Consider the following 18,858-nt stretch of genomic DNA (forward strand, 5'->3'; position numbering starts at 1 on the left):
GAACGATTCAAGCCGACACCCCCGCATCCGCCATCAACCCCACTCCTTCTATCGCCGTGATCGCACACTGCTCGTCAATATCGGACGTGTCCCCGCTGATCCCGATCGCGCCCAGCACCATGCCGCTCTGATCCCGAATCAACACCCCACCCGGCGCCGGCACGACGCTGCCCTGCCCCAGGCTGTTCAACGCCGCGATAAACGCCGGGCGCTGTTGGGCGTCCAGCGCCAGCAAACGTGAACCCTTGCCCAGGGCAATGGCGCCCCAGGCCTTGCCGATGGCGATTTGCGGGCGTAGCAGGCTGGCGCCGTCTTCGCGTTGCAGGGTGACCAGGTGGCCGCCGCTGTCGAGCACGGCGATGGTCAGTGGCGCAGCCGAAATGGTGCGGCCTGCAGTAAGGGCCTGGGTGGCCAGTTGGGTGGCGAGTTTCAAGGTTAAAGCGCTCATAGGTGCCGTCCTTATCTTGTTATGGGTAACGCGGTGAGGTCTGTTTGATCAGATGCTCGATCACACAAATAGAACACAATGATATTTGCTTTTGTATACAATATTTTCCAACAAAGGCTCCATACGTCGAAAAAAGCGCTTCCGACGAACGCAAAGGTCAGTTTACGAAAGGCATTGACCAACGCCGCTCGCCGTGAATACACTTTGGACAGACACCACTTGTATACAATTACAAAACGCAAGAGGCACCAAAACCATGAGCAAAATGAGAGCAATCGAAGCCGCCGTCCTGGTGATGCGCCGTGAAGGTGTGGATACCGCCTTCGGTATCCCAGGCGCCGCGATCAACCCGCTGTATTCGGCCTTGCAGAAGGTGGGTGGCATCGATCACGTCCTTGCTCGCCACGTTGAAGGCGCCTCGCACATGGCCGAGGGCTACACCCGTACCAAGGCCGGCAACATCGGCGTGTGCATCGGCACGTCGGGCCCGGCGGGTACCGACATGGTCACCGGCCTGTACAGCGCCTCGGCCGACTCGATCCCGATCCTGTGCATTACCGGCCAAGCCCCCCGCGCCCGGATGCACAAGGAAGACTTCCAGGCCGTGGACATCACCAGCATCGTCAAGCCGGTGACCAAGTGGGCAACCACAGTGCTGGAACCCGGCCAAGTGCCTTACGCGTTCCAGAAGGCCTTCTATGAAATGCGCTCCGGCCGCCCCGGCCCGGTGCTGATCGACCTGCCGTTCGACGTACAGATGGCCGAGATCGAGTTCGACATCGACGCCTACCAGCCGCTGCCGCTGGCCAAGCCGCTGGCGACCCGTGTGCAAGTGGAAAAAGCCCTGGCTCTGCTCGACGCAGCCGAACGCCCATTGCTGGTGAGCGGTGGCGGCGTGATCAACGCCGACGCCAGCGAGCTGCTGGTGGAGTTCGCTGAGCTGACCGGCATCCCGGTGATCCCGACCCTGATGGGCTGGGGCACCATTGCGGACGACCACCCGCTGATGGTGGGCATGGTCGGCCTGCAAACCTCGCACCGCTACGGCAACGCGACGATGCTCAAGTCAGACGTGGTGTTGGGCATCGGCAACCGCTGGGCCAACCGTCACACCGGCTCGGTAGAGGTGTACACCGAAGGCCGTAAATTCATTCACGTCGACATCGAGCCGACCCAGATTGGCCGCGTGTTCACGCCGGACCTGGGCATCGTTTCCGACGCCGGCTCCGCGCTGACGATGTTCATTGAAGTGGCCCGCGAGTGGAAAGCCGCCGGCAAGCTCAAGGACCGCAGTGCCTGGTTGCATGACTGCCAACAACGCAAGGCCACCCTGCACCGCAAGACTCACTTCGACAACGTGCCGGTCAAGCCGCAACGCGTTTACGAAGAGATGAACCAGGTGTTCGGCAAAGACACCTGCTACGTCAGCACCATCGGCCTGTCGCAGATTGCCGGCGCGCAATTCTTGCATGTGTACAAGCCACGCCACTGGATCAACTGCGGCCAGGCTGGCCCACTGGGCTGGACCATTCCCGCGGCGCTGGGCGTGGTCAAGGCCGACCCGAGCCGCAAAGTGGTGGCCTTGTCGGGCGACTATGACTTCCAGTTCATGATCGAAGAACTGGCGGTGGGCGCACAGTTCAAGCTGCCGTACATCCATGTGGTAGTGAACAACTCATACCTGGGCCTGATCCGCCAGGCCCAGCGTGGGTTCGAGATGGACTACTGCGTGCAGCTGTCCTTCGACAACCTCAACGCCCCCGAACTCAACGGCTATGGCGTCGACCATGTGGCGGTTGCCGAGGGCTTGGGCTGCAAGGCCCTGCGTGTGTTCGAGCCAGGCCAGATCCAACCAGCCTTGCGCCGCGCCCAAGAGATGATCGAAGAATTCAAGGTGCCGGTGATCGTTGAGATTATTCTGGAACGGGTGACCAATATTTCCATGGGCACCGAGATCAACGCCGTCAATGAATTCGAAGACCTGGCCCTGGTCGGCAACGACGCGCCGACTGCCATTTCCCTGCTCGATTAAGGAGAACCCTATGCCGCGCTTTGCTGCCAACCTGTCCATGCTGTTTACCGAACAGGATTTCCTTGCCCGCTTCAAAGCGGCTGCCGATGCCGGCTTCCAGGGCGTGGAGTACCTCTTCCCGTATGAGTTCAGCTCTGCCGACATCAAGGCGCAGTTGGACGCCAACGGCCTGACCCAGGTGTTGTTCAACCTGCCTGCAGGTGACTGGGCCAAGGGCGAGCGCGGCCTGGCTTGCCACCCGGACCGGGTCGAGGAGTTCCGTGCCGGGGTCAAACTGGCAATCGCCTATGCCCAGGTCTTGGGCAACACCCAGGTCAATTGCCTGGCGGGAATCCGGCCACAAGGCGTCGATGACGAGACCGTGGAAAAGACCTTTGTCGCCAACCTCAAGTACGCCGCCGAGAAGCTGCAAGCGGCGGGTATCAAGCTGGTGATGGAGATGATCAACACCCGCGACATTCCCGGCTTCTACCTCAACAACACGGCGCAGGCCCTGTCGATTCGCGAGCAAGTGGGCAGCGCCAATCTGTTCCTGCAATACGACATCTACCACATGCAAATCATGGAAGGCGACCTGGCGCGGACCATGGCGGCGCACCTGGGCGAGATCAATCACATTCAGCTGGCGGACAACCCTGGGCGCAACGAACCAGGTACGGGTGAGATCAACTACCGCTTCCTGTTCGAGCATCTGGACCGCATCGGTTACGCGGGTTGGGTCGGCTGTGAGTACAAGCCGTTGACCACTACCGAGGCGGGTTTGGGTTGGCTCAAAACCCACAACGCCATCTGACAACTGACACAACACAAAACAATGTGGGAGCTGGCTTGCCTGCGATGCGGACACCTCGGTGTATCAGGCATACGGGGGTGATGCCATCGCAGGCAAGCCAGCTCCCACATGAAAAGAGGATTTTGAACATGGCTAAAATCGGATTTATCGGCACCGGCATCATGGGCCAACCCATGGCCGCCAACCTGCAGAAAGCAGGCCATCAACTGTTTCTCTCCGAACATCACGGCAAGGCTCCGGCTGAACTGATCAGCGCCGGCGCCGTGGCGCTGGCCAACCCGCAACAAGTGGCCCAGGAAGCCGAGTTCATCATCGTCATGGTGCCCGACACCCCACAAGTCGATGACGTGCTGTTTCGCGCCGACGGCGTGGCTGCGGGCCTGTCGCCGAACAAGGTGGTGATCGACATGAGTTCGATCTCCCCTACTGCCACCAAAGCATTCGCCGCCAAGGTCAACCAGGCCGGCGCGCAGTACCTGGACGCCCCGGTGTCCGGTGGTGAAGTCGGTGCCAAGGCCGGCACCTTGAGCATCATGGTCGGCGGCGAACCGCAGACGTTCGAACGCGCGTTGCCGCTGTTCCAGAGCATGGGCAAAAACATCACCCTGGTAGGCGGCAATGGCGATGGCCAGACCGCCAAGGTGGCCAACCAGATCATCGTCGCGCTGAACATCCAGGCGGTGGCCGAAGCGTTGTTGTTCGCCTCCAAAAACGGCGCCGACCCGGCCAAAGTGCGTGAAGCGCTGATGGGTGGCTTTGCATCGTCCAAGATCCTGGAAGTGCACGGCGAGCGCATGATCAAGGGCACCTTCGATCCGGGTTTCCGCATCAACCTGCACCAGAAGGACCTGAACCTGGCGCTGGCCGGTGCCAAGGAACTGGGGATCAACCTGCCGAACACCGCCGGCACCCAGCAAGTGTTCAGCACCTGCACGGCAATTGGCGGCGGCAACTGGGACCACTCGGCGCTGATCAAGGGCCTGGAGCATATGGCGAATTTCTCGATTCGCGATAAATAACCCACACCGCTGATCGTTCCCACGCTCCGCGTGGGAATGCCTCTTGTGACGCTCCGCGTCACGCTTTGGGCGCAGAGCGTCCCGGACTGCATTCCCACGCAGAGCGTGGGAACGATCGCAGAGCGTGGGAACGATCGCTGCACCTCTAATAACAAGAACCCCCCGGGAGCCCGCTTATGTCGGTCGATCCGCAACACCTGCTTCGCGAGCTGTTTGCCACAGCCATCGATGCCGCCCACCCCCGGCAAGTCCTTGAACCCTACCTGCCTGCCGACCGCAGTGGCCGTGTGATCGTGATCGGCGCCGGTAAAGCCGCGGCCGCCATGGCATTGGTCGTCGAAGATTGTTGGCAGGGCGAAGTCTCGGGCTTGGTGGTCACCCGCTACGGCCATGGCGCGCCATGCAAAAAAATCGAAGTGGTCGAAGCCGCCCATCCGGTGCCGGATGCGGCCGGCCTGGCCGTGGCCCAGCGCGTGCTGGAACTGATCAGCCATCTGGGTGAAGACGACCGCGTGATCTTCCTGCTCTCCGGCGGTGGCTCGGCATTACTGGCCCTGCCCGCCGAGGGCATCACCCTGGCGGACAAACAAGCCATCAACAAAGCCCTGCTTAAATCCGGCGCCACCATTGGCGAGATGAATTGCGTGCGCAAGCACCTCTCGGCGATCAAGGGCGGTCGGTTGGCCAAGGCTGCGTGGCCGGCCACGGTGTACACCTACGCGATCTCCGATGTACCGGGCGACCAGGCCACGGTGATTGCCTCGGGCCCGACCGTCGGTGACCCTAGCACCTCGCAACAGGCCCTGGCGATCCTCAAGCGTTACCACATCGACACCCCCGCTTCGGTGCGCAGTTGGTTGCAGAACCCGGCCTCGGAAACCGTCAAGCCCGGCGACCCGGTGCTTGCCCGCAGCCACTTCCAATTGATCGCCCGCCCGCAGCAATCCCTGGAAGCGGTGGCGGTCAAAGTGCGCCAGGCCGGTTTCAGCCCGCTGATCCTCGGTGATCTGGAAGGCGAAGCCCGCGATGTGGCCAAGGTACACGCCGGCATCGCCCGCCAGATCGTGCAGCACGGCCAGCCACTGGCGGCGCCGTGCGTGATCCTTTCGGGGGGCGAAACCACCGTCAACGTACGCGGCGACGGCCGTGGCGGACGCAACGCGGAATTCCTCTTGAGCCTCACCGACAGCCTCAAGGGCCTGCCCGGCGTGTACGCCCTGGCCGGCGATACCGATGGCATCGACGGTTCAGAAGACAACGCCGGCGCGATCATGACCCCCTGCAGCTACCGCCGTGCCGAAGCCCTGGGCCTGTCGGCCAGTGATGAGCTGGACAACAACAACGGCTACGGCTATTTCGCCGCCCTGGGCGACTTGATCGTCACCGAGCCGACGCGCACCAACGTCAACGACTTCCGCGCCATCCTGATCCTTGAGACTGCCAACCATGACGCCTGACAAGAAGGTCAAAATCCTCGCCACCCTGGGCCCGGCCACCGACGGTATCGATGACATCCGCGAGCTGGTGGAGGCCGGGGTAAATATCTTCCGCCTCAACTTCAGCCACGGTGACCACGCCGACCATGCCCAGCGCTACCAGTGGATTCGCCAGGTCGAGCGCCAGCTCAACTACCCGCTCGGCATCCTCATGGACCTGCAAGGGCCGAAGCTGCGGGTGGGACGCTTTGCCGAAGGCAAGGTGCAGCTCCTACGCGGCCAGGCCCTGCGCCTGGACCTGGATGAAACTTTGGGGGACCAACGCCGGGTCAACCTGCCCCACCCGGAAATCATCGCGGCCCTGGAGCCGGGCATGGACCTGCTGCTCGACGACGGCAAGCTGCGCCTGCGCGTGATCACCAAGCATGCCGACGCCATCGACACCACCGTGCTCAATGGCGGCGAACTGTCTGACCGTAAAGGTGTGAACGTCCCACAAGCGCTGTTGGAACTGAGCCCACTCACCGCCAAGGACCGCCGCGACCTGAGCTTCGGCCTGGAGCTGGGTGTGGACTGGGTGGCGCTGTCGTTTGTGCAGCGCCCGGAAGACATCCGCGAAGCCCGCGAGCTGATCGGCGATAAAGCGTTTTTGATGGCCAAGATCGAAAAGCCTTCGGCGGTGCAACGGTTGCGTGAAATCGCCGAACTGAGTGACGCGATCATGGTGGCCCGGGGTGATCTGGGCGTGGAAGTGCCGGCCGAGAGCGTGCCGCAGATCCAGAAAGACATTATCAGCACCTGCCGCCAACTGGGTAAGCCGGTGGTGGTGGCCACGCAGATGCTCGAATCCATGCGCTTCTCGCCGGCACCCACCCGCGCCGAAGTCACCGATGTCGCCAACGCGGTGGCTGAAGGCGCCGACGCGGTGATGCTGTCGGCGGAAACCGCCTCGGGCGAGTACCCGCTGGAAGCGGTGCAGATGATGAGCAAGATCATCCGCCAGGTGGAAAACGGCCCTGACTACCAGGCACAGCTGGATGTCAGCCGGCCCAAGGCAGATGCCACGGTGTCGGACGCTATCAGCTGTGCGATCCGCCGCATCAGCAGCATCCTGCCGGTGGCGGTGCTGGTGAACTACAGCGAGTCCGGCAGTTCCAGCTTGCGCGCGGCGCGGGAGCGGCCCGTGGCGCCGATTCTCAACCTCACGCCCAACCTGTCCACGGCGCGACGCCTGAGCGTGGCGTGGGGCGTGCACTCGGTGGTCAATGATCGGCTGCGCCAGGTGGATGAGGTGTGTTCCACCGCACTGGAAATTGCCCAGGCCCAGGGCATGGCGCAGCGTGGCGACACCTTGGTGATTACCGCAGGGGTGCCGTTCGGGCAGCCGGGGTCCACCAATTCGCTGCGTATAGAGACGCTGATTTAGCGCCTGTCAGGGCCTCATCGCGGGCAAGCCCGGCTCCCACCTTTGATCGAGTTTGCATGTCGAACATCAATCAAATGTGGGAGCTGGCTTGCCTGCGATGAGGGCAACTCGGTCTTATTGACTCAACCCAAATGCACAACCCAACCTGCCCCGACTGGGCCGAAGCCCTGCTCAACGGCTTCAGCCAAATCTTCCTGCAGCGCCACCCGCTGTGCGGCCTGCTGTGCCTGCTGGCGATCCTGATCGGTGCCCCTGCCTTGCTTGGCGGTGCCTTGCTGGGGGGCGTCGCAGGGTTGCTCACGGCCCAGCGCCGGGGGTATCCCAAGGCCGAGCGCCAGGCCGGGCTGTATAGCTACAACGGCGTATTGCTGGGCCTGTTGATCAGCCAGCACTTTGCCTGGTCGGCGCTGGTGCCGCCGCTGATCCTGGCGTGCGGCGGCTTGAGTGCCATCCTCACTCGGCACTGGTTGAAACACGCGACCCAACCCCTGGATTTGCCAGCGTACACCGCGCCCTTTGTTGGCCTGGGCTGGTTGCTGCTCGGCCAGGCCCCGGAGAACACCCTTGCGCTGAGCGAGCCCGACACTGTCGCTGTACTGGCCGCACCCTTCACCGGCCTTGGGCAAATCATGCTTCTGGACCAGCCCCTGGCGGGTGTGCTGATCGCCCTGGGCTTGCTGCTGGCCGACCGTCGCGCCGTCGCGTGGGCCTTGGGCGGCGCCACTCTCGGCATGCTGGCCGGCCTGTGGTTGAACGACCCCACTGGCGCCCTGCTCGGCCTGCATAGCTATAACCCCGCGCTGGCCGCGCTGGCCCTGTGCTCGTCGCGTCGCCAGCCTTGGTTGCCACTGCTGGGTATCGGCCTGGCCATCCTGCTCACCCCTGGCTTTTGCGGCCTGCACCTGCCCGCGCTGACCGCGCCATTTATTCTCGCGTGCTGGCTGGTGCGCGCCGGTCAGCGAATGCTGCACAAGCCTCACATGGACAGCCCGTTCGAATCGCCCTAGGCTTGCTCGATATTCGTTTCGGGCAGGGTTTATGGACAGCAACAACGACTGGCGCCAGCGCCTCTACATCATGGTGTTCCAAAGCGATACCGTCGCCGGGCGGCGCTTTGACGGCATCCTGCTGCTGATCATCCTCGCCAGCCTGGTGATCGTGATGCTCGACAGCATCGACACAATCCATCAGAACTACGCCGACGTGCTGGCCTATATCGAGTGGGGCTTCACGCTGATCTTCGCCATCGAGTACGGCCTGCGCCTGTATTGCTCGCCCAAGCCGCTGCGCTATGCCTTCAGCTTTTATGGCTTGGTGGACCTGCTCGCCATCGTCCCCGGCATCCTCGCGCTGTACTACAGCGACGCCCAGTATCTGCTGATCATCCGCATCATCCGGATGCTGCGCATCTTCCGCGTGCTCAAGCTCAGCCCGTATCTCAAGCAGGCCAACTACCTGATGGCGGCGCTGCGCGGCAGCAAGCAGAAGATCGTGGTGTTCCTGGTCAGCGTGTGCACCCTGGTGACGGTGTTCGGCACCTTGATGTACGTGATCGAAGGCCCGGAACATGGCTTTACCAGTATCCCCAAGGGCATCTACTGGGCGATCGTCACCCTGACCACCGTGGGCTTCGGCGATATCGTGCCCAAGACGCCCCTGGGCCAGGTGATTTCTTCGCTGGTGATGATCACCGGTTACTCGATCATCGCCGTGCCGACGGGTATTTTTACCGCTGAACTGGCCAGTGCCATGCGCGGCGAACAGCTGCATACCGACTGCCCAGTGTGCAAGAAGGACAGCCATGAACCCAACGCCGCGTTTTGCGCGCGCTGTGGCAGCAATCTGTTTCGCAAACTGGAATAAGCAAAGTTCGTTTTAATCTTTAAAGCTCTATGCAGGCCCGGCTATAGTCGCTGGCAAATTGCCTCCCTCTTCTCGAACAACAAGGAATGAGCAGTGAAAAAAATCCTCAGCGCCTCTCTACTGGCCGCCGGCCTGGCCTTGGCGGGCTCCGCCCAGGCAGCGACCACCCTGCTCAACGTCTCCTACGACGTGATGCGCGACTTCTACAAGGACTACAACGCCGCTTTCCAGAAGCACTGGGCAGCCGAGCATCCGGACGACAAGCTGACGCTGCAGATGTCCTTCGGCGGCTCCAGCAAACAGGCGCGCTCAGTGATCGACGGCCTGCCCGCCGACGTGATCACCATGAACATGGCTACCGATATCAATGCCCTGGTCGACAACGGCAAGCTGGTGCCGGACAACTGGGTGACACGCCTGCCGAACAACAGTGCGCCATTCACCTCAGCCACGGTGTTTATTGTGCGCAAAGGTAACCCCAAGGCGTTGAAAGACTGGCCCGACCTGCTCAAGGACGGCGTGCAGGTAATCGTGCCCAACCCTAAGACCTCGGGTAACGGCCGCTACACCTATCTGTCGGCCTGGGGTTACGTGCTGAAGAACGGCGGCGATGAAGAAAAGGCCAAGACCTTCGTTGGCAAGTTGTTCAAGCAAGCGCCAGTGCTGGACACCGGTGGCCGCGCCGCCACCACCACCTTCATGACCAACCAGATTGGCGACGTGCTGGTGACCTTTGAAAACGAAGCAGAAATGATCGCCCGCGAGTTTGGCCGTGATCAGTTCGAAGTGGTCTATCCAAGCGTTTCCGCCGAAGCCGAACCGCCGGTGTCGGTGGTGGATAAAGTGGTCGAGAAAAAAGGCAGCCGTGCCGTGGCCGAGGACTACCTCAAGTATCTGTGGTCGCCCGAAGGCCAGGAAATTGCGGCCAACAACTACCTGCGCCCACGGGACCCGAAGGTGCTGGCAAAGTACACCGACCGGTTCCCCAAGGTGGACTTCCTGTCGGTGGAGAAGACCTTCGGCGACTGGCGCACAGTGCAAAAGACCCATTTCAATGATGGCGGGGTGTTTGACCAGATCTACTCTGGCCAATAACCCATCTGACTGAATCAACTCGGTCAAACCTGTGGGAGCTGGCTTGCCTGCGAAAGCGATCTATCAGTCATATTTCTGGTGACTGGTGCACCGCCATCGCAGGCAAGCCAGCTCCCACTTTTTTGCGTAGGGCAGATGTGTCTGAATGTATCATCAGCCGGCATAAGTGATATCACCACAAGCAGCCTACTCACTTGAGAGCCTTGTCTTTACTCTCTCACGCCATCGTCCTTCGCCTTTATGAGTACACCATGAACGCAACCTCTCACGCTGCAGGCACCATGACCCGGGGCATGGTCATGCTGTTCGCGTTTTGCTGCGGCGCCATCGTCGCCAACATCTACTACGCGCAACCGATCATCGAGTTGATTGCCCCGGACATTGGCCTGACGCCGGCAATGGCCAGCCTGATCGTGTCCCTCACGCAAATCGGCTATGCCCTGGGCCTGTTTTTCCTGGTGCCTCTGGGCGACCTGCTGGAAAACCGCAAGCTGATGATCACCACCACCGTCGTGGCGATCGCCAGCCTGTTGGGTGCGGCGTTTATCGAACAGCCGAACCTGTTCTTGCTGGTGTCGCTGCTGATCGGTTTCAGTTCCGTCTCGGTGCAGATCCTGATTCCGCTGGCCGCACACCTGGCGCCGGCCGAATCCCGGGGCCGGGTGGTCGGCAGCATCATGGGCGGCCTGCTGCTGGGCATTCTGCTGGCACGGCCGGTGTCGAGCGTGGTGGCCGACCACTTCGGCTGGCGTGCGATGTTCATAGCGGCCGCCGCACTGATGGCGTTTATCAGCGTGGTGCTGATGCTGACAATCCCCAAGCGCCAGCCCGATCACAGTGCCAGCTACGGCCAGTTGCTGCGCTCCCTGGGCACCCTGTTGCGTGAGCAACCGCTGTTGCGCCAGCGGGCGTTCTACCAGGGTTGCATGTTCGCTGCCTTCAGCCTGTTCTGGACTGCCGTACCACTGGAACTGGCGCGTAACCACGGCCTGAGCCAAAGCGAGATCGCACTGTTTGCCCTGGTCGGTGCCCTTGGCGCCATCGCCGCGCCCATGGCCGGTCGCCTGGCCGATGCCGGCCATACCCACCGCGCCTCGTTGCTGGCGATGCTGTTTGGCGCGCTGAGTTTCCTGCCGGCGTTGGTACACCCGCTCTACAGCGTGATCGGCCTGGCAGTCACCGGTGTGGTTCTGGACTTCTGCGTGCAGATGAATATGGTCCTCGGCCAGCGCGCCATCTACGCCCTCGATGCCAACAGCCGCAGCCGCCTGAACGCGCTGTACATGACCAGCATTTTTATCGGCGGTGCGTTCGGTTCGGCGATTGCCAGCAGCGTGTATGAACATGGCGGCTGGTTGGCCGTCATGCTGGTGGGCAGCGCATTTGCGCTGGTGGCCTTGTTGCGCTTCCTGAGTGCGTCACGTAAAGCCGCGTTGGCCACTGCCCAAGCGTCCTGACGGGGCCTTCGGCTCATAAAAACTTTTCACAACGCACAAAGGGGCGGGACTTAATCAATCATTGAGTAAGTCCCGCCCCGCATTGCGTCAAACAATCGCGCCCCCTGCCGCCCCTGTATAGTGCTCAACGAAGTTCAGCGCTACCTTGCCGTCGCGTGCCATTTGCGACAGGTCGATCTTGTCTTCTCCGTATTGAAGTCCACCAACAAGTCGGCATGGGTGCGTATTGAAAAATATGAGCTCCGTCTCCGGGTTTTATCTGAGCGCTGGCATTACCCATGCACTACTGGGTCAGGTGTTCACGCTGTGCCCGTGCTCCAGGCAACACAGCAAGCGTTCGACGGTATGCGCCAACGGGCCGGAATTATCCAATACGAACAACCCCGCGCCATGACCGGCAATCAATTCGGCAGTGAACCGCGCATTGCGCGCGAGGCGCTCCTCGATATCCGCCAATGACTCCCGCCCACGCGCAATCAGACGCTGGCGCAGCACCGCTTGGTCCACCGTCAGCAGCAATACCAGCAAGGTCGGATAACGCTCACGGGTTTGCGCCAGGTGCGCACGGGAACCGTTGACCAGAACGTGGTCCCCCGCGGCCAGCCAATCGTCGATTTCCCTGGGGATGCCGTAGGACAAGCCATTAGCCTGCCAGCTCAAGGCAAATGCGCCCTCGGCCTCCATGGCCGCAAACTGCTCGGGGCTCACACCTTGCGCCGCTTCGCCCACCGCCTCCGCGGACCGAGTGATCACCCGTCGCACCATGCGGCACCCACGCTCAACCAGACGTGGGCGTGCGGCATCCAGCAGACTGTCTTTGCCCGAACCCGATGGCCCGATGAGATAGATCAACCTGCCTGCCATTAAAAACCCTCTTCGCTTGTCCCCACACCGGTACATCCCCGGGACCACTGCGCGGCGCCTGGTTTGCACCCGGGGAGCCGCGTCGTAGTAGCCGCAGGAAAGTATACCTAGCAATCCTTCCCACGCCAGGCCAGCGATAGCCACATCACTACAGCGCACTGCGCATTCGGCGCATGCGTCGGGCTTTAATTGCTTGGCCCTACCGTGATCTACACAGTGCGTTTGAAAGCCATGAAAAAGGCGACCCTCAGGCCTAATGCCAGTCAGTTAAGAGCTAGAGCAGACAACCAGTGACTTGTGGCGAGGGAGCTTGCTCCCGCTGGACTGCGTAGCAGTCCCATTTTTGGGGCCGCTTCGCGCCCCAGCGGGAGCAAGCTCCCTCGCCACAGTTACCGATTCTGCCTTAACTGACTGGCATTAACCCTCAGGCCGCCTTTTGTCATTGCGCGTATTGCTTGCTCAACCCCGGCGGCACGCCTTGCACGTTGGTCTCTTCCCATGGCCCGTTGGGGCTGATGGAGCGGCTCCAGCCGTTGCTCCAACGGTAGTAAGTGCGCTGGCGGTAGAAGGTGTCAGGCTGATCGTCGAGCACGTACACCTGCATCTTGCCGTCCCAGTGGCTGGCGGCGCCCGGCGGTGGGGCAAAGGTCGGCGACTTGCTTGGCAGGGGTTTGGCCGGTGGCGTCACCGGGCCGGAAGGTTTGGTGCTGGGCTTGGTGCTCGGCTGGGTCGAGGGGCCAGACGGTGGAATAGTCGGGCCGGTCGGCGCCGGAGGTGGGCGGTGGACCGCACAGGCGCTCAGGCCGAGTACCAGGCTGAGCAAGGTGATGCGTGCAAATGCGGTCATGGGTGTGTCCTCAGAATTACTGGTCCGGAGTGTCGATGGTCAGTTGCTGCAACGCAGTGGTGCTGCTGGCCAACGGTTGGCTGCGGCCGATCCATTCGCCAGTGGTCGGTTGGCCGGCCCGGGATATGCGCGCAACCAATTGGACTTCGGGGAAGTTGGACAGTTTCAACTGCGGCATCATCGCGTCGGCATCGCCCAGTTCGACGGTGACCGGCAATGCGTCGACGGTCACACGCTTGGCAGCCAAGGGCGCCGGGGGGCCGTTTACGGCGCGGGCAAAGATGAACACGCTGTCGCCTGGCAGGACGTTGGCCTTCACTTCGGCAGATAAGTCCACCCGCACGGTCAGTAGCGCCTTGGGCGCCTGGGCGACGCTGCCAACGCTCTCCTTGAGCTTCTCTGCCGCGCGATCAATCCCGCCTTGCAGGGCGACACGGGAATTGTCTTCTGGCGGCAGTTGCGCGAGCAGGCGGTTCCAGTAGTCGATGGCTTCCTGATAACGCTGGCCCTCAAAGGCAGCGATACCCAACAGGCCAAGACTGGTGACTTCCTTGGGATCGAGCTTCAAGGCTTCGTCAGTCAGCGCCTGAACCTGAGGCGACCATTGTTTGTTGTCAGCAAAGTACTGCGCCTGGGCCCATTGCCCGAGCAGTTCCGGTTGGCGCCCGGCCAACGCAACCGTACGTTCAAAGACTTTGGCGGCATCGCCGGCACGGTCCTGGGCCATATAGGCGCGCCCAAGGAAGTACAAACCTTCTGCCGAATCCGGTTGTGCAGCGGCGGCGCGTTCCAGGCGGCGGGTCATGTCGGCCATGGACACCGGCGGTTGGGAAAACTCACGGGTCAGTTCAACCTTGTCGCTCGCGCCATAATGCAGGTACAGCGCAACGCCCAGCACAGGCACCAGAAACGCCGCCAAAAACGGCAGCGGTTTGCCTAACCGCGATTCGCGGGGCTTTTCCACACCTTCAGTGTCGGCCAGCAACTCACGGGCCGCTTCGGCGCGGCCGGTGTCGAGCTGCGCGGTATTCAACACACCTTCGTCCTGCTGCGCTTGCAGCTCGGCGACGCGTTCCTGGTACAGCGCCACGTTCAACGCGGTGCGATCCTCTTCACGCTGGGCACGACGGCCACGCAACACAGGGATCAACAGGAAACTCAGGGCAATCAGTAGCAGCAAACCGGCTGCGAGCCAGAAATCAATCATCAGTCTTGGTGTCCAGCAATTGGTCGAGGCGTTTACGCTCTTCAGGGGACAGCGCATCGGCGCCATCAATCGGTGCGACACGGCGCCGACGCACGATCACGGCCATTACCACCACGCCGGCCAGCAACAGCCCGGCCGGGCCAAACCACAGCAGCGCGGTCTTGCCGGTGAGTGCCGGTTTGTAGCGTACGAAATCACCGTAGCGGTCGACCATGAAGTCGATGATCTGCTGGTCGTCCTTGCCCTCCCCCAGCATGCGGAAAATCTCTCTGCGCAGGTCGGTGGCGATCGGGGCGTTGGAGTCGGCGATGTCCTGGTTCTGGCATTTGGGGCAGCGCAGTTCCTTGGTCAGGTCGCGGAAACGCTCACGCTGCGCGTCGTTGGCGAATTCATAGGTGTCGATGGCGGCGTGGGCCACGCCGGCCAGGCCCAGGGCTAAAACGGCAGCGGTCAACCAACGCTTCATGGCTTGGCCTCATCGACCAGGGCCTGGTACTTGGCGGCCAGTTGCTCACGCCACACCGTTTCGTCGATCACGCCGACGAACTTGTCGCGGATCACACCTTTGGCGTCGATGAAGAAAGTTTCCGGCGCGCCGTACACACCCAGGTTCAATCCCAGGTTGCCGTCTTCGTCGCGGATATCCAGCTGGTACGGGTTATGAAATTCCGCCAACCACTTCAAGGCCGACGCATTGTCGTCCTTGTAGTTGATGCCGTAGATCACCACACCCTTCTCGGCCAGCTTGTTCAACACCGGGTGTTCGACGCGGCAAGAGATGCACCAGGTGGCCCACACGTTGACCAGCGCCGGCTTGCCCTGCAAGTCTGCCTGGGTCAGGGTCTTGTCACCCTGCACCGTTGGCAGGTTGAAGGCGGGGAACGGCTTGCCAATCATCGCCGAAGGCAGCTCGGCAGGGTCCAGGTACAACCCGCGATACAGGAACACCGCCACCAGCAGGAACAACGCCAGCGGCACAACCATCAACCAACGCTTCATACCGCAGCTCCCGAAAGGCCAAGCGCTTCACGCACCCGGCTCTTGACCTTGACCCGATAGCGCCGGTCCAGCGCTGCGAGCAACCCGCCGAACCCGGTGAGCAAACCGCCGAACCAGATCCAGCGCACGAAGGGTTTGACATGCACGCGCACGGCCCAGGCCCCGTCGCCCAAGGGTTCACCGAGGGCCACATACAGGTCACGGGTGAAACCGGCGTCGATGCCAGCCTCGGTCATCATCGAACTCTGCACGGTGTACAGGCGTTTCTCCGGGTGCAGCACGGCGATTTCCTTGCCATTGCGCACTACGCGCACCGTGCCTTTGTCGGAGGTGAAGTTCGGCCCTTCGAAGTGCTTGGCACCTTCGAAGATGAAGTGGTAACCGGCCAGGTCCATGGACTCGCCCGGCGCCAGGCGAAGGTCGCGCTCGGCGCTGTTCTGGCTGGACAGCACTACCCCAAGGGCGCACACCGCGATACCAATGTGGGCGATCTGCATGCCCCAGTAGCTGCGGGTCAGGGTGGGCAGGCCCTTGAGCAAACCCTTGTGGCGCGTTTTGTCGACGATGTCCCGCGCCCCCGCGAGCAACACCCAGGCTGCCAGCAGGAACGTCGCGAGTACCGCCCAATTGAAGTCGCCGTAGGCGAAACCGGCGATCACCGCCAGGGCCACGCTGCCGAGCAGCACCGGCATCAGCATGCCCACCAGCCATTTCACCGGGGTGTCTTTCCAGCGCACCAGCACGCCGACCGCCATCACCACCATCAACAGGCCCATCAGCGGGATGAACAACGCATTGAAGTACGGCGGCCCCACGGACAGCTTGGCGCCGCTCAAGGCGTCCAGCACCAGCGGGTAGAGGGTGCCGAGCAGGATCATCGACGCGGCTACCACCAGCACCAGGTTATTGCCCAACAACAGGGTTTCCCGCGACCACAGGTTGAAACCGACCTGGCTCTTGACCACCGGCGCGCGCAGGGCAAACAAGGTGAGCGAGCCGCCGACGACAAACAGCAGGAAGATCAGGATGAACACGCCGCGCTCAGGGTCTGAGGCAAACGCATGCACCGAGGTCAGCACGCCCGAGCGCACCAGGAAAGTGCCGAGAAGGCTGAGGGAAAACGCCGCGATGGCGAGCAGTACCGTCCAGCTTTTGAACACACCGCGTTTTTCGGTAACGGCCAGGGAGTGAATCAGCGCGGTACCCACCAGCCACGGCATGAAGGAGGCGTTTTCCACTGGGTCCCAGAACCACCAGCCGCCCCAGCCGAGTTCGTAGTAGGCCCACCATGAGCCCAGGGTGATACCGATACCGAGGAAGGCCCAGGCAACGATGGTCCATGGCCGTGACCAGCGCGCCCAGGCGGCGTCGAGACGACCGCCGAGCAAGGCGGCGATGGCAAACGCGAAGGCCACGGAGAACCCCACATAACCCATGTAGAGCATCGGCGGGTGCACGATCAGGCCGATATCCTGCAGCAACGGGTTGAGGTCGTGACCGTCCACCGGGATCTGCGGCAGGATGCGGGTGAACGGGTTGGAGGTCATGATCAGGAACAGCAGGAAGCCGATGCTGATCATGCCCATCACCGCCAGCACCCGCGCCAGCATCACTTGCGGCAATTGGCGCGAGAACACCGAGACGGCGAAGGTCCAGCCGCCGAGGATCAAGGCCCACAACAGCAATGAACCTTCGTGGGCACCCCACACGGCGCTGAACTTGTAGTACCAGGGCAAAGCGCTGTTGGAGTTGTTGGCAACGTAGGCGACCGAAAAATCGTCGGTCATGAAGGCGTAGGTCAGGCACCCAAAGGCGAACAGCAAGAAGGCAAACTGGCCCCAGGCGGCCGGCTGCGCCAGGCTCATCCACAGGCGGTCGCCGCGCCAGGCACCCAGCAAGGGCACCACGGCCTGGACCACGGCAAAGCACAGCGCGAGGATCATCGCCAACTGGCCCAGCTCCGGAATAAACAGTGCGAACGTCATGGCTCAGCCCTCCTTGACTGGGGTGGCGGGAGCGGTTTGGCCGCTGTCTTTCAAGGCTTTGGTGACCTCGGGCGGCATGTATTTTTCATCGTGCTTGGCCAGCACTTCGTCAGCCACTACCACGCCATCGGCGTTGAGCTTGCCCAGGGCGACAATGCCCTGGCCTTCCCGGAACAGGTCCGGGAGGATGCCGCGATAGGTGATGGTCACGGCCTTGTTGAAATCGGTGACGACGAAGGTCACGTCCAACGAATCGCCGGAACGCTTCAACGAGCCCTGCTCTACCATGCCGCCAGCGCGGATGCGCGTATCGACCGGTGCCTCGCCATTGGCGATCTGGGTGGGCGTGTAGAACAGGTTGATGTTCTGCTGCAGGGCGCTCAGGGCCAGGGTCACGGCAATGCCGACGCCGGCCAGGATGGCAAGGATGATCAACAGACGCTTTCTACGCAGCGGATTCACTTTTCGGTCTCCCGGCGCAGACGTCGCGCCTCTTGTTGCAGGTAACGCTTGCGGGCCAGGATCGGCGCGGCGACGTTGAGGGCCAGCACCGCCAGGCAGATGCCATAGGCCGTCCAGACATACAGGGCGTGGTGGCCCATGGCGAGAAAATCGCTGAAAGAAGCAAAACTCATCCGCGTGCTCCCAGGCAATTTTGCACTTCGGCTTTCACCCAACTGGTACGGGCTTCACGCTTGAGCACTTCAAGGCGCATGCGCAGCAGCAATACGGCGCCGAAGAAACAGTAGAAGCCCAGCACCATCAACAGCAACGGCGCCCACATCTCCACGGGCATCGCCGGTTTTTCGGTGAGGGTGAAGGTGGCGCCCTGGTGCAGGGTGTTCCACCACTCCACCGAGTACTTGATGATCGGGATGTTGATCACGCCGACAATCGCCAGCACCGCGCAAGCCTTGGCGGCGCTGTCACGGTTGCTGATGGCGTTGCCCAGGGCAATCAGGCCGAAATACAGGAACAGCAGGATCAGCATCGAGGTCAGGCGCGCATCCCACACCCACCACGAGCCCCAGGTCGGTTTGCCCCAGATCGCACCGGTCACCAGTGCCACGGCGGTCATCCATGCACCGATCGGCGCGGCGCATTGCAGGGCCACGTCGGCCAGCTTCATCTTCCATACCAGGCCGACGATGCCACACACCGCCAGCATCACATAGCAGGACTGGGCCAGCATCGCGGCAGGTACGTGGATATAGATGATGCGAAAGCTGTTGCCTTGCTGATAGTCCGGCGGCGCAAAGGCCAGGCCCCAGACCAGGCCAGTGCCGATCAGCAGGATGGCGGCGATACTCAACCACGGCAGCAGCTTGCCACTGATGCCATAAAACCATTTGGGCGAGCCGAGCTTGTGAAACCAGGTCCAGTTCAT

The 18,858-nt window shown here is 62.1% G+C and carries 19 protein-coding genes; 9 read left to right on the plus strand and 10 right to left on the minus strand.

Annotation, left to right across the window (positions count from 1 at the left end):
• Positions 1-7: 7 nt before the first annotated feature.
• Positions 8-448, minus strand: coding sequence for a GlcG/HbpS family heme-binding protein (locus tag OC445_RS17440; RefSeq protein WP_020302584.1), 441 nt, complete (start codon positions 446-448; stop codon positions 8-10).
• A 256-nt stretch (positions 449-704) separates the two neighbouring features.
• On the opposite strand from OC445_RS17440, the gene gcl reads away from it, so the two are divergent.
• The 9 genes from gcl (at position 705) to OC445_RS17485 (ending at position 11,569) form a co-directional block, all read left to right on the plus strand.
• Entirely contained in the window at positions 705-2,480 is a 1,776-nt protein-coding gene (gene gcl, locus OC445_RS17445) for a glyoxylate carboligase (RefSeq protein ID WP_200648836.1), read from the plus strand.
• 10 nt (positions 2,481-2,490) lie between these two features.
• Positions 2,491-3,273, plus strand: a complete 783-nt coding sequence (gene hyi / locus OC445_RS17450) for a hydroxypyruvate isomerase (RefSeq protein WP_014717718.1) — start codon at positions 2,491-2,493, stop codon at positions 3,271-3,273.
• 80 nt (positions 3,274-3,353) lie between these two features.
• Positions 3,354-4,292, plus strand: coding sequence for a 2-hydroxy-3-oxopropionate reductase (locus OC445_RS17455; RefSeq protein ID WP_405647657.1), 939 nt, complete (start codon positions 3,354-3,356; stop codon positions 4,290-4,292).
• A 176-nt stretch (positions 4,293-4,468) separates the two neighbouring features.
• Entirely contained in the window at positions 4,469-5,749 is a 1,281-nt protein-coding gene (locus tag OC445_RS17460; RefSeq protein ID WP_262020235.1) for a glycerate kinase, read from the plus strand.
• Positions 5,739-7,154 (plus strand): pyruvate kinase, encoded by a 1,416-nt coding sequence (gene pyk / locus OC445_RS17465; RefSeq protein ID WP_054920106.1) that lies wholly within the window; start codon positions 5,739-5,741, stop codon positions 7,152-7,154. Before OC445_RS17460 ends, pyk begins: the two co-directional genes overlap by 11 nt.
• Before the next feature lie 131 nt (positions 7,155-7,285).
• On the plus strand, positions 7,286-8,161 hold the full coding sequence (locus OC445_RS17470; protein ID WP_054920108.1) for an urea transporter: 876 nt from the start codon (positions 7,286-7,288) through the stop codon (positions 8,159-8,161).
• Between the two features lie 31 nt (positions 8,162-8,192).
• Complete coding sequence (locus OC445_RS17475; RefSeq protein ID WP_014717713.1) at positions 8,193-9,017, plus strand: ion transporter; 825 nt, start codon at positions 8,193-8,195, stop codon at positions 9,015-9,017.
• A gap of 93 nt (positions 9,018-9,110) precedes the next feature.
• Positions 9,111-10,112: a sulfate ABC transporter substrate-binding protein gene (locus tag OC445_RS17480; protein WP_034127182.1), complete on the plus strand. Its 1,002-nt coding sequence runs from the start codon at positions 9,111-9,113 to the stop codon at positions 10,110-10,112.
• A gap of 251 nt (positions 10,113-10,363) precedes the next feature.
• Positions 10,364-11,569 carry an MFS transporter gene (locus tag OC445_RS17485; RefSeq protein WP_096142953.1) on the plus strand — a complete coding sequence of 402 codons (1,206 nt, stop codon included), beginning with the start codon at positions 10,364-10,366 and terminating at the stop codon, positions 11,567-11,569.
• A gap of 291 nt (positions 11,570-11,860) precedes the next feature.
• Here OC445_RS17485 and phnN read toward each other — a convergent pair whose 3' ends face one another.
• The 9 genes from phnN to OC445_RS17530 form a co-directional block, all read right to left on the minus strand.
• Positions 11,861-12,433 carry a phosphonate metabolism protein/1,5-bisphosphokinase (PRPP-forming) PhnN gene (phnN, locus tag OC445_RS17490; RefSeq protein WP_096142954.1) on the minus strand — a complete coding sequence of 191 codons (573 nt, stop codon included), beginning with the start codon at positions 12,431-12,433 and terminating at the stop codon, positions 11,861-11,863.
• Between the two features lie 439 nt (positions 12,434-12,872).
• On the minus strand, positions 12,873-13,280 hold the full coding sequence (locus OC445_RS17495) for a hypothetical protein (protein WP_057976697.1): 408 nt from the start codon (positions 13,278-13,280) through the stop codon (positions 12,873-12,875).
• 16 nt (positions 13,281-13,296) lie between these two features.
• Complete coding sequence (gene ccmI, locus OC445_RS17500) at positions 13,297-14,487, minus strand: c-type cytochrome biogenesis protein CcmI (RefSeq protein ID WP_054899082.1); 1,191 nt, start codon at positions 14,485-14,487, stop codon at positions 13,297-13,299.
• The gene (locus OC445_RS17505) at positions 14,480-14,953 is read right to left on the minus strand and encodes a cytochrome c-type biogenesis protein (RefSeq protein ID WP_020301388.1); all 474 of its coding nucleotides are present in this window, start codon (positions 14,951-14,953) and stop codon (positions 14,480-14,482) included. Before OC445_RS17505 ends, ccmI begins: the two co-directional genes overlap by 8 nt.
• Positions 14,950-15,486, minus strand: coding sequence for a DsbE family thiol:disulfide interchange protein (locus tag OC445_RS17510; protein WP_034127177.1), 537 nt, complete (start codon positions 15,484-15,486; stop codon positions 14,950-14,952). Before OC445_RS17510 ends, OC445_RS17505 begins: the two co-directional genes overlap by 4 nt.
• Positions 15,483-17,471, minus strand: a complete 1,989-nt coding sequence (locus OC445_RS17515; RefSeq protein ID WP_054899081.1) for a heme lyase CcmF/NrfE family subunit — start codon at positions 17,469-17,471, stop codon at positions 15,483-15,485. The genes OC445_RS17510 and OC445_RS17515 overlap by 4 nt, the downstream gene beginning before the upstream one ends.
• 3 nt (positions 17,472-17,474) lie before the next feature.
• Positions 17,475-17,933, minus strand: coding sequence for a cytochrome c maturation protein CcmE (gene ccmE, locus OC445_RS17520; RefSeq protein WP_014717703.1), 459 nt, complete (start codon positions 17,931-17,933; stop codon positions 17,475-17,477).
• The gene (ccmD, locus tag OC445_RS17525) at positions 17,930-18,106 is read right to left on the minus strand and encodes a heme exporter protein CcmD (RefSeq protein ID WP_034127174.1); all 177 of its coding nucleotides are present in this window, start codon (positions 18,104-18,106) and stop codon (positions 17,930-17,932) included. Before ccmD ends, ccmE begins: the two co-directional genes overlap by 4 nt.
• Complete coding sequence (locus tag OC445_RS17530) at positions 18,103-18,858, minus strand: heme ABC transporter permease (protein WP_054899080.1); 756 nt, start codon at positions 18,856-18,858, stop codon at positions 18,103-18,105. The genes ccmD and OC445_RS17530 overlap by 4 nt, the downstream gene beginning before the upstream one ends.

Origin of the sequence: Pseudomonas sp. Pse35, from assembly GCF_024519715.1 — a bacterium.
In the GTDB taxonomy this organism is placed as follows: Bacteria; Pseudomonadota; Gammaproteobacteria; order Pseudomonadales; family Pseudomonadaceae; genus Aquipseudomonas; species Aquipseudomonas paracarnis.

Excerpts from the sequence above, each read along its gene's own strand:
- OC445_RS17455 (WP_405647657.1), top strand. The coding sequence starts at position 3,354 with ATGCCATCGCAGGCAAGCCAGCTCCCACATGAAAAGAGGATTTTGAAC.
- OC445_RS17530 (WP_054899080.1), bottom strand. The coding sequence starts at position 18,858 with ATGAACTGGACCTGGTTTCACAAGCTCGGCTCGCCCAAATGGTTTTAT.
- OC445_RS17440 (WP_020302584.1), bottom strand. The coding sequence starts at position 448 with ATGAGCGCTTTAACCTTGAAACTCGCCACCCAACTGGCCACCCAGGCC.
- ccmD (WP_034127174.1), bottom strand. The coding sequence starts at position 18,106 with ATGAGTTTTGCTTCTTTCAGCGATTTTCTCGCCATGGGCCACCACGCC.
- OC445_RS17515 (WP_054899081.1), bottom strand. The coding sequence starts at position 17,471 with ATGACGTTCGCACTGTTTATTCCGGAGCTGGGCCAGTTGGCGATGATC.
- OC445_RS17470 (WP_054920108.1), top strand. The coding sequence starts at position 7,286 with ATGCACAACCCAACCTGCCCCGACTGGGCCGAAGCCCTGCTCAACGGC.
- gcl (WP_200648836.1), top strand. The coding sequence starts at position 705 with ATGAGCAAAATGAGAGCAATCGAAGCCGCCGTCCTGGTGATGCGCCGT.
- OC445_RS17495 (WP_057976697.1), bottom strand. The coding sequence starts at position 13,280 with ATGACCGCATTTGCACGCATCACCTTGCTCAGCCTGGTACTCGGCCTG.
- ccmI (WP_054899082.1), bottom strand. The coding sequence starts at position 14,487 with ATGATTGATTTCTGGCTCGCAGCCGGTTTGCTGCTACTGATTGCCCTG.
- OC445_RS17460 (WP_262020235.1), top strand. The coding sequence starts at position 4,469 with ATGTCGGTCGATCCGCAACACCTGCTTCGCGAGCTGTTTGCCACAGCC.
- phnN (WP_096142954.1), bottom strand. The coding sequence starts at position 12,433 with ATGGCAGGCAGGTTGATCTATCTCATCGGGCCATCGGGTTCGGGCAAA.
- OC445_RS17505 (WP_020301388.1), bottom strand. The coding sequence starts at position 14,953 with ATGAAGCGTTGGTTGACCGCTGCCGTTTTAGCCCTGGGCCTGGCCGGC.
- OC445_RS17510 (WP_034127177.1), bottom strand. The coding sequence starts at position 15,486 with ATGAAGCGTTGGTTGATGGTTGTGCCGCTGGCGTTGTTCCTGCTGGTG.
- OC445_RS17475 (WP_014717713.1), top strand. The coding sequence starts at position 8,193 with ATGGACAGCAACAACGACTGGCGCCAGCGCCTCTACATCATGGTGTTC.
- OC445_RS17485 (WP_096142953.1), top strand. The coding sequence starts at position 10,364 with ATGAACGCAACCTCTCACGCTGCAGGCACCATGACCCGGGGCATGGTC.
- hyi (WP_014717718.1), top strand. The coding sequence starts at position 2,491 with ATGCCGCGCTTTGCTGCCAACCTGTCCATGCTGTTTACCGAACAGGAT.
- pyk (WP_054920106.1), top strand. The coding sequence starts at position 5,739 with ATGACGCCTGACAAGAAGGTCAAAATCCTCGCCACCCTGGGCCCGGCC.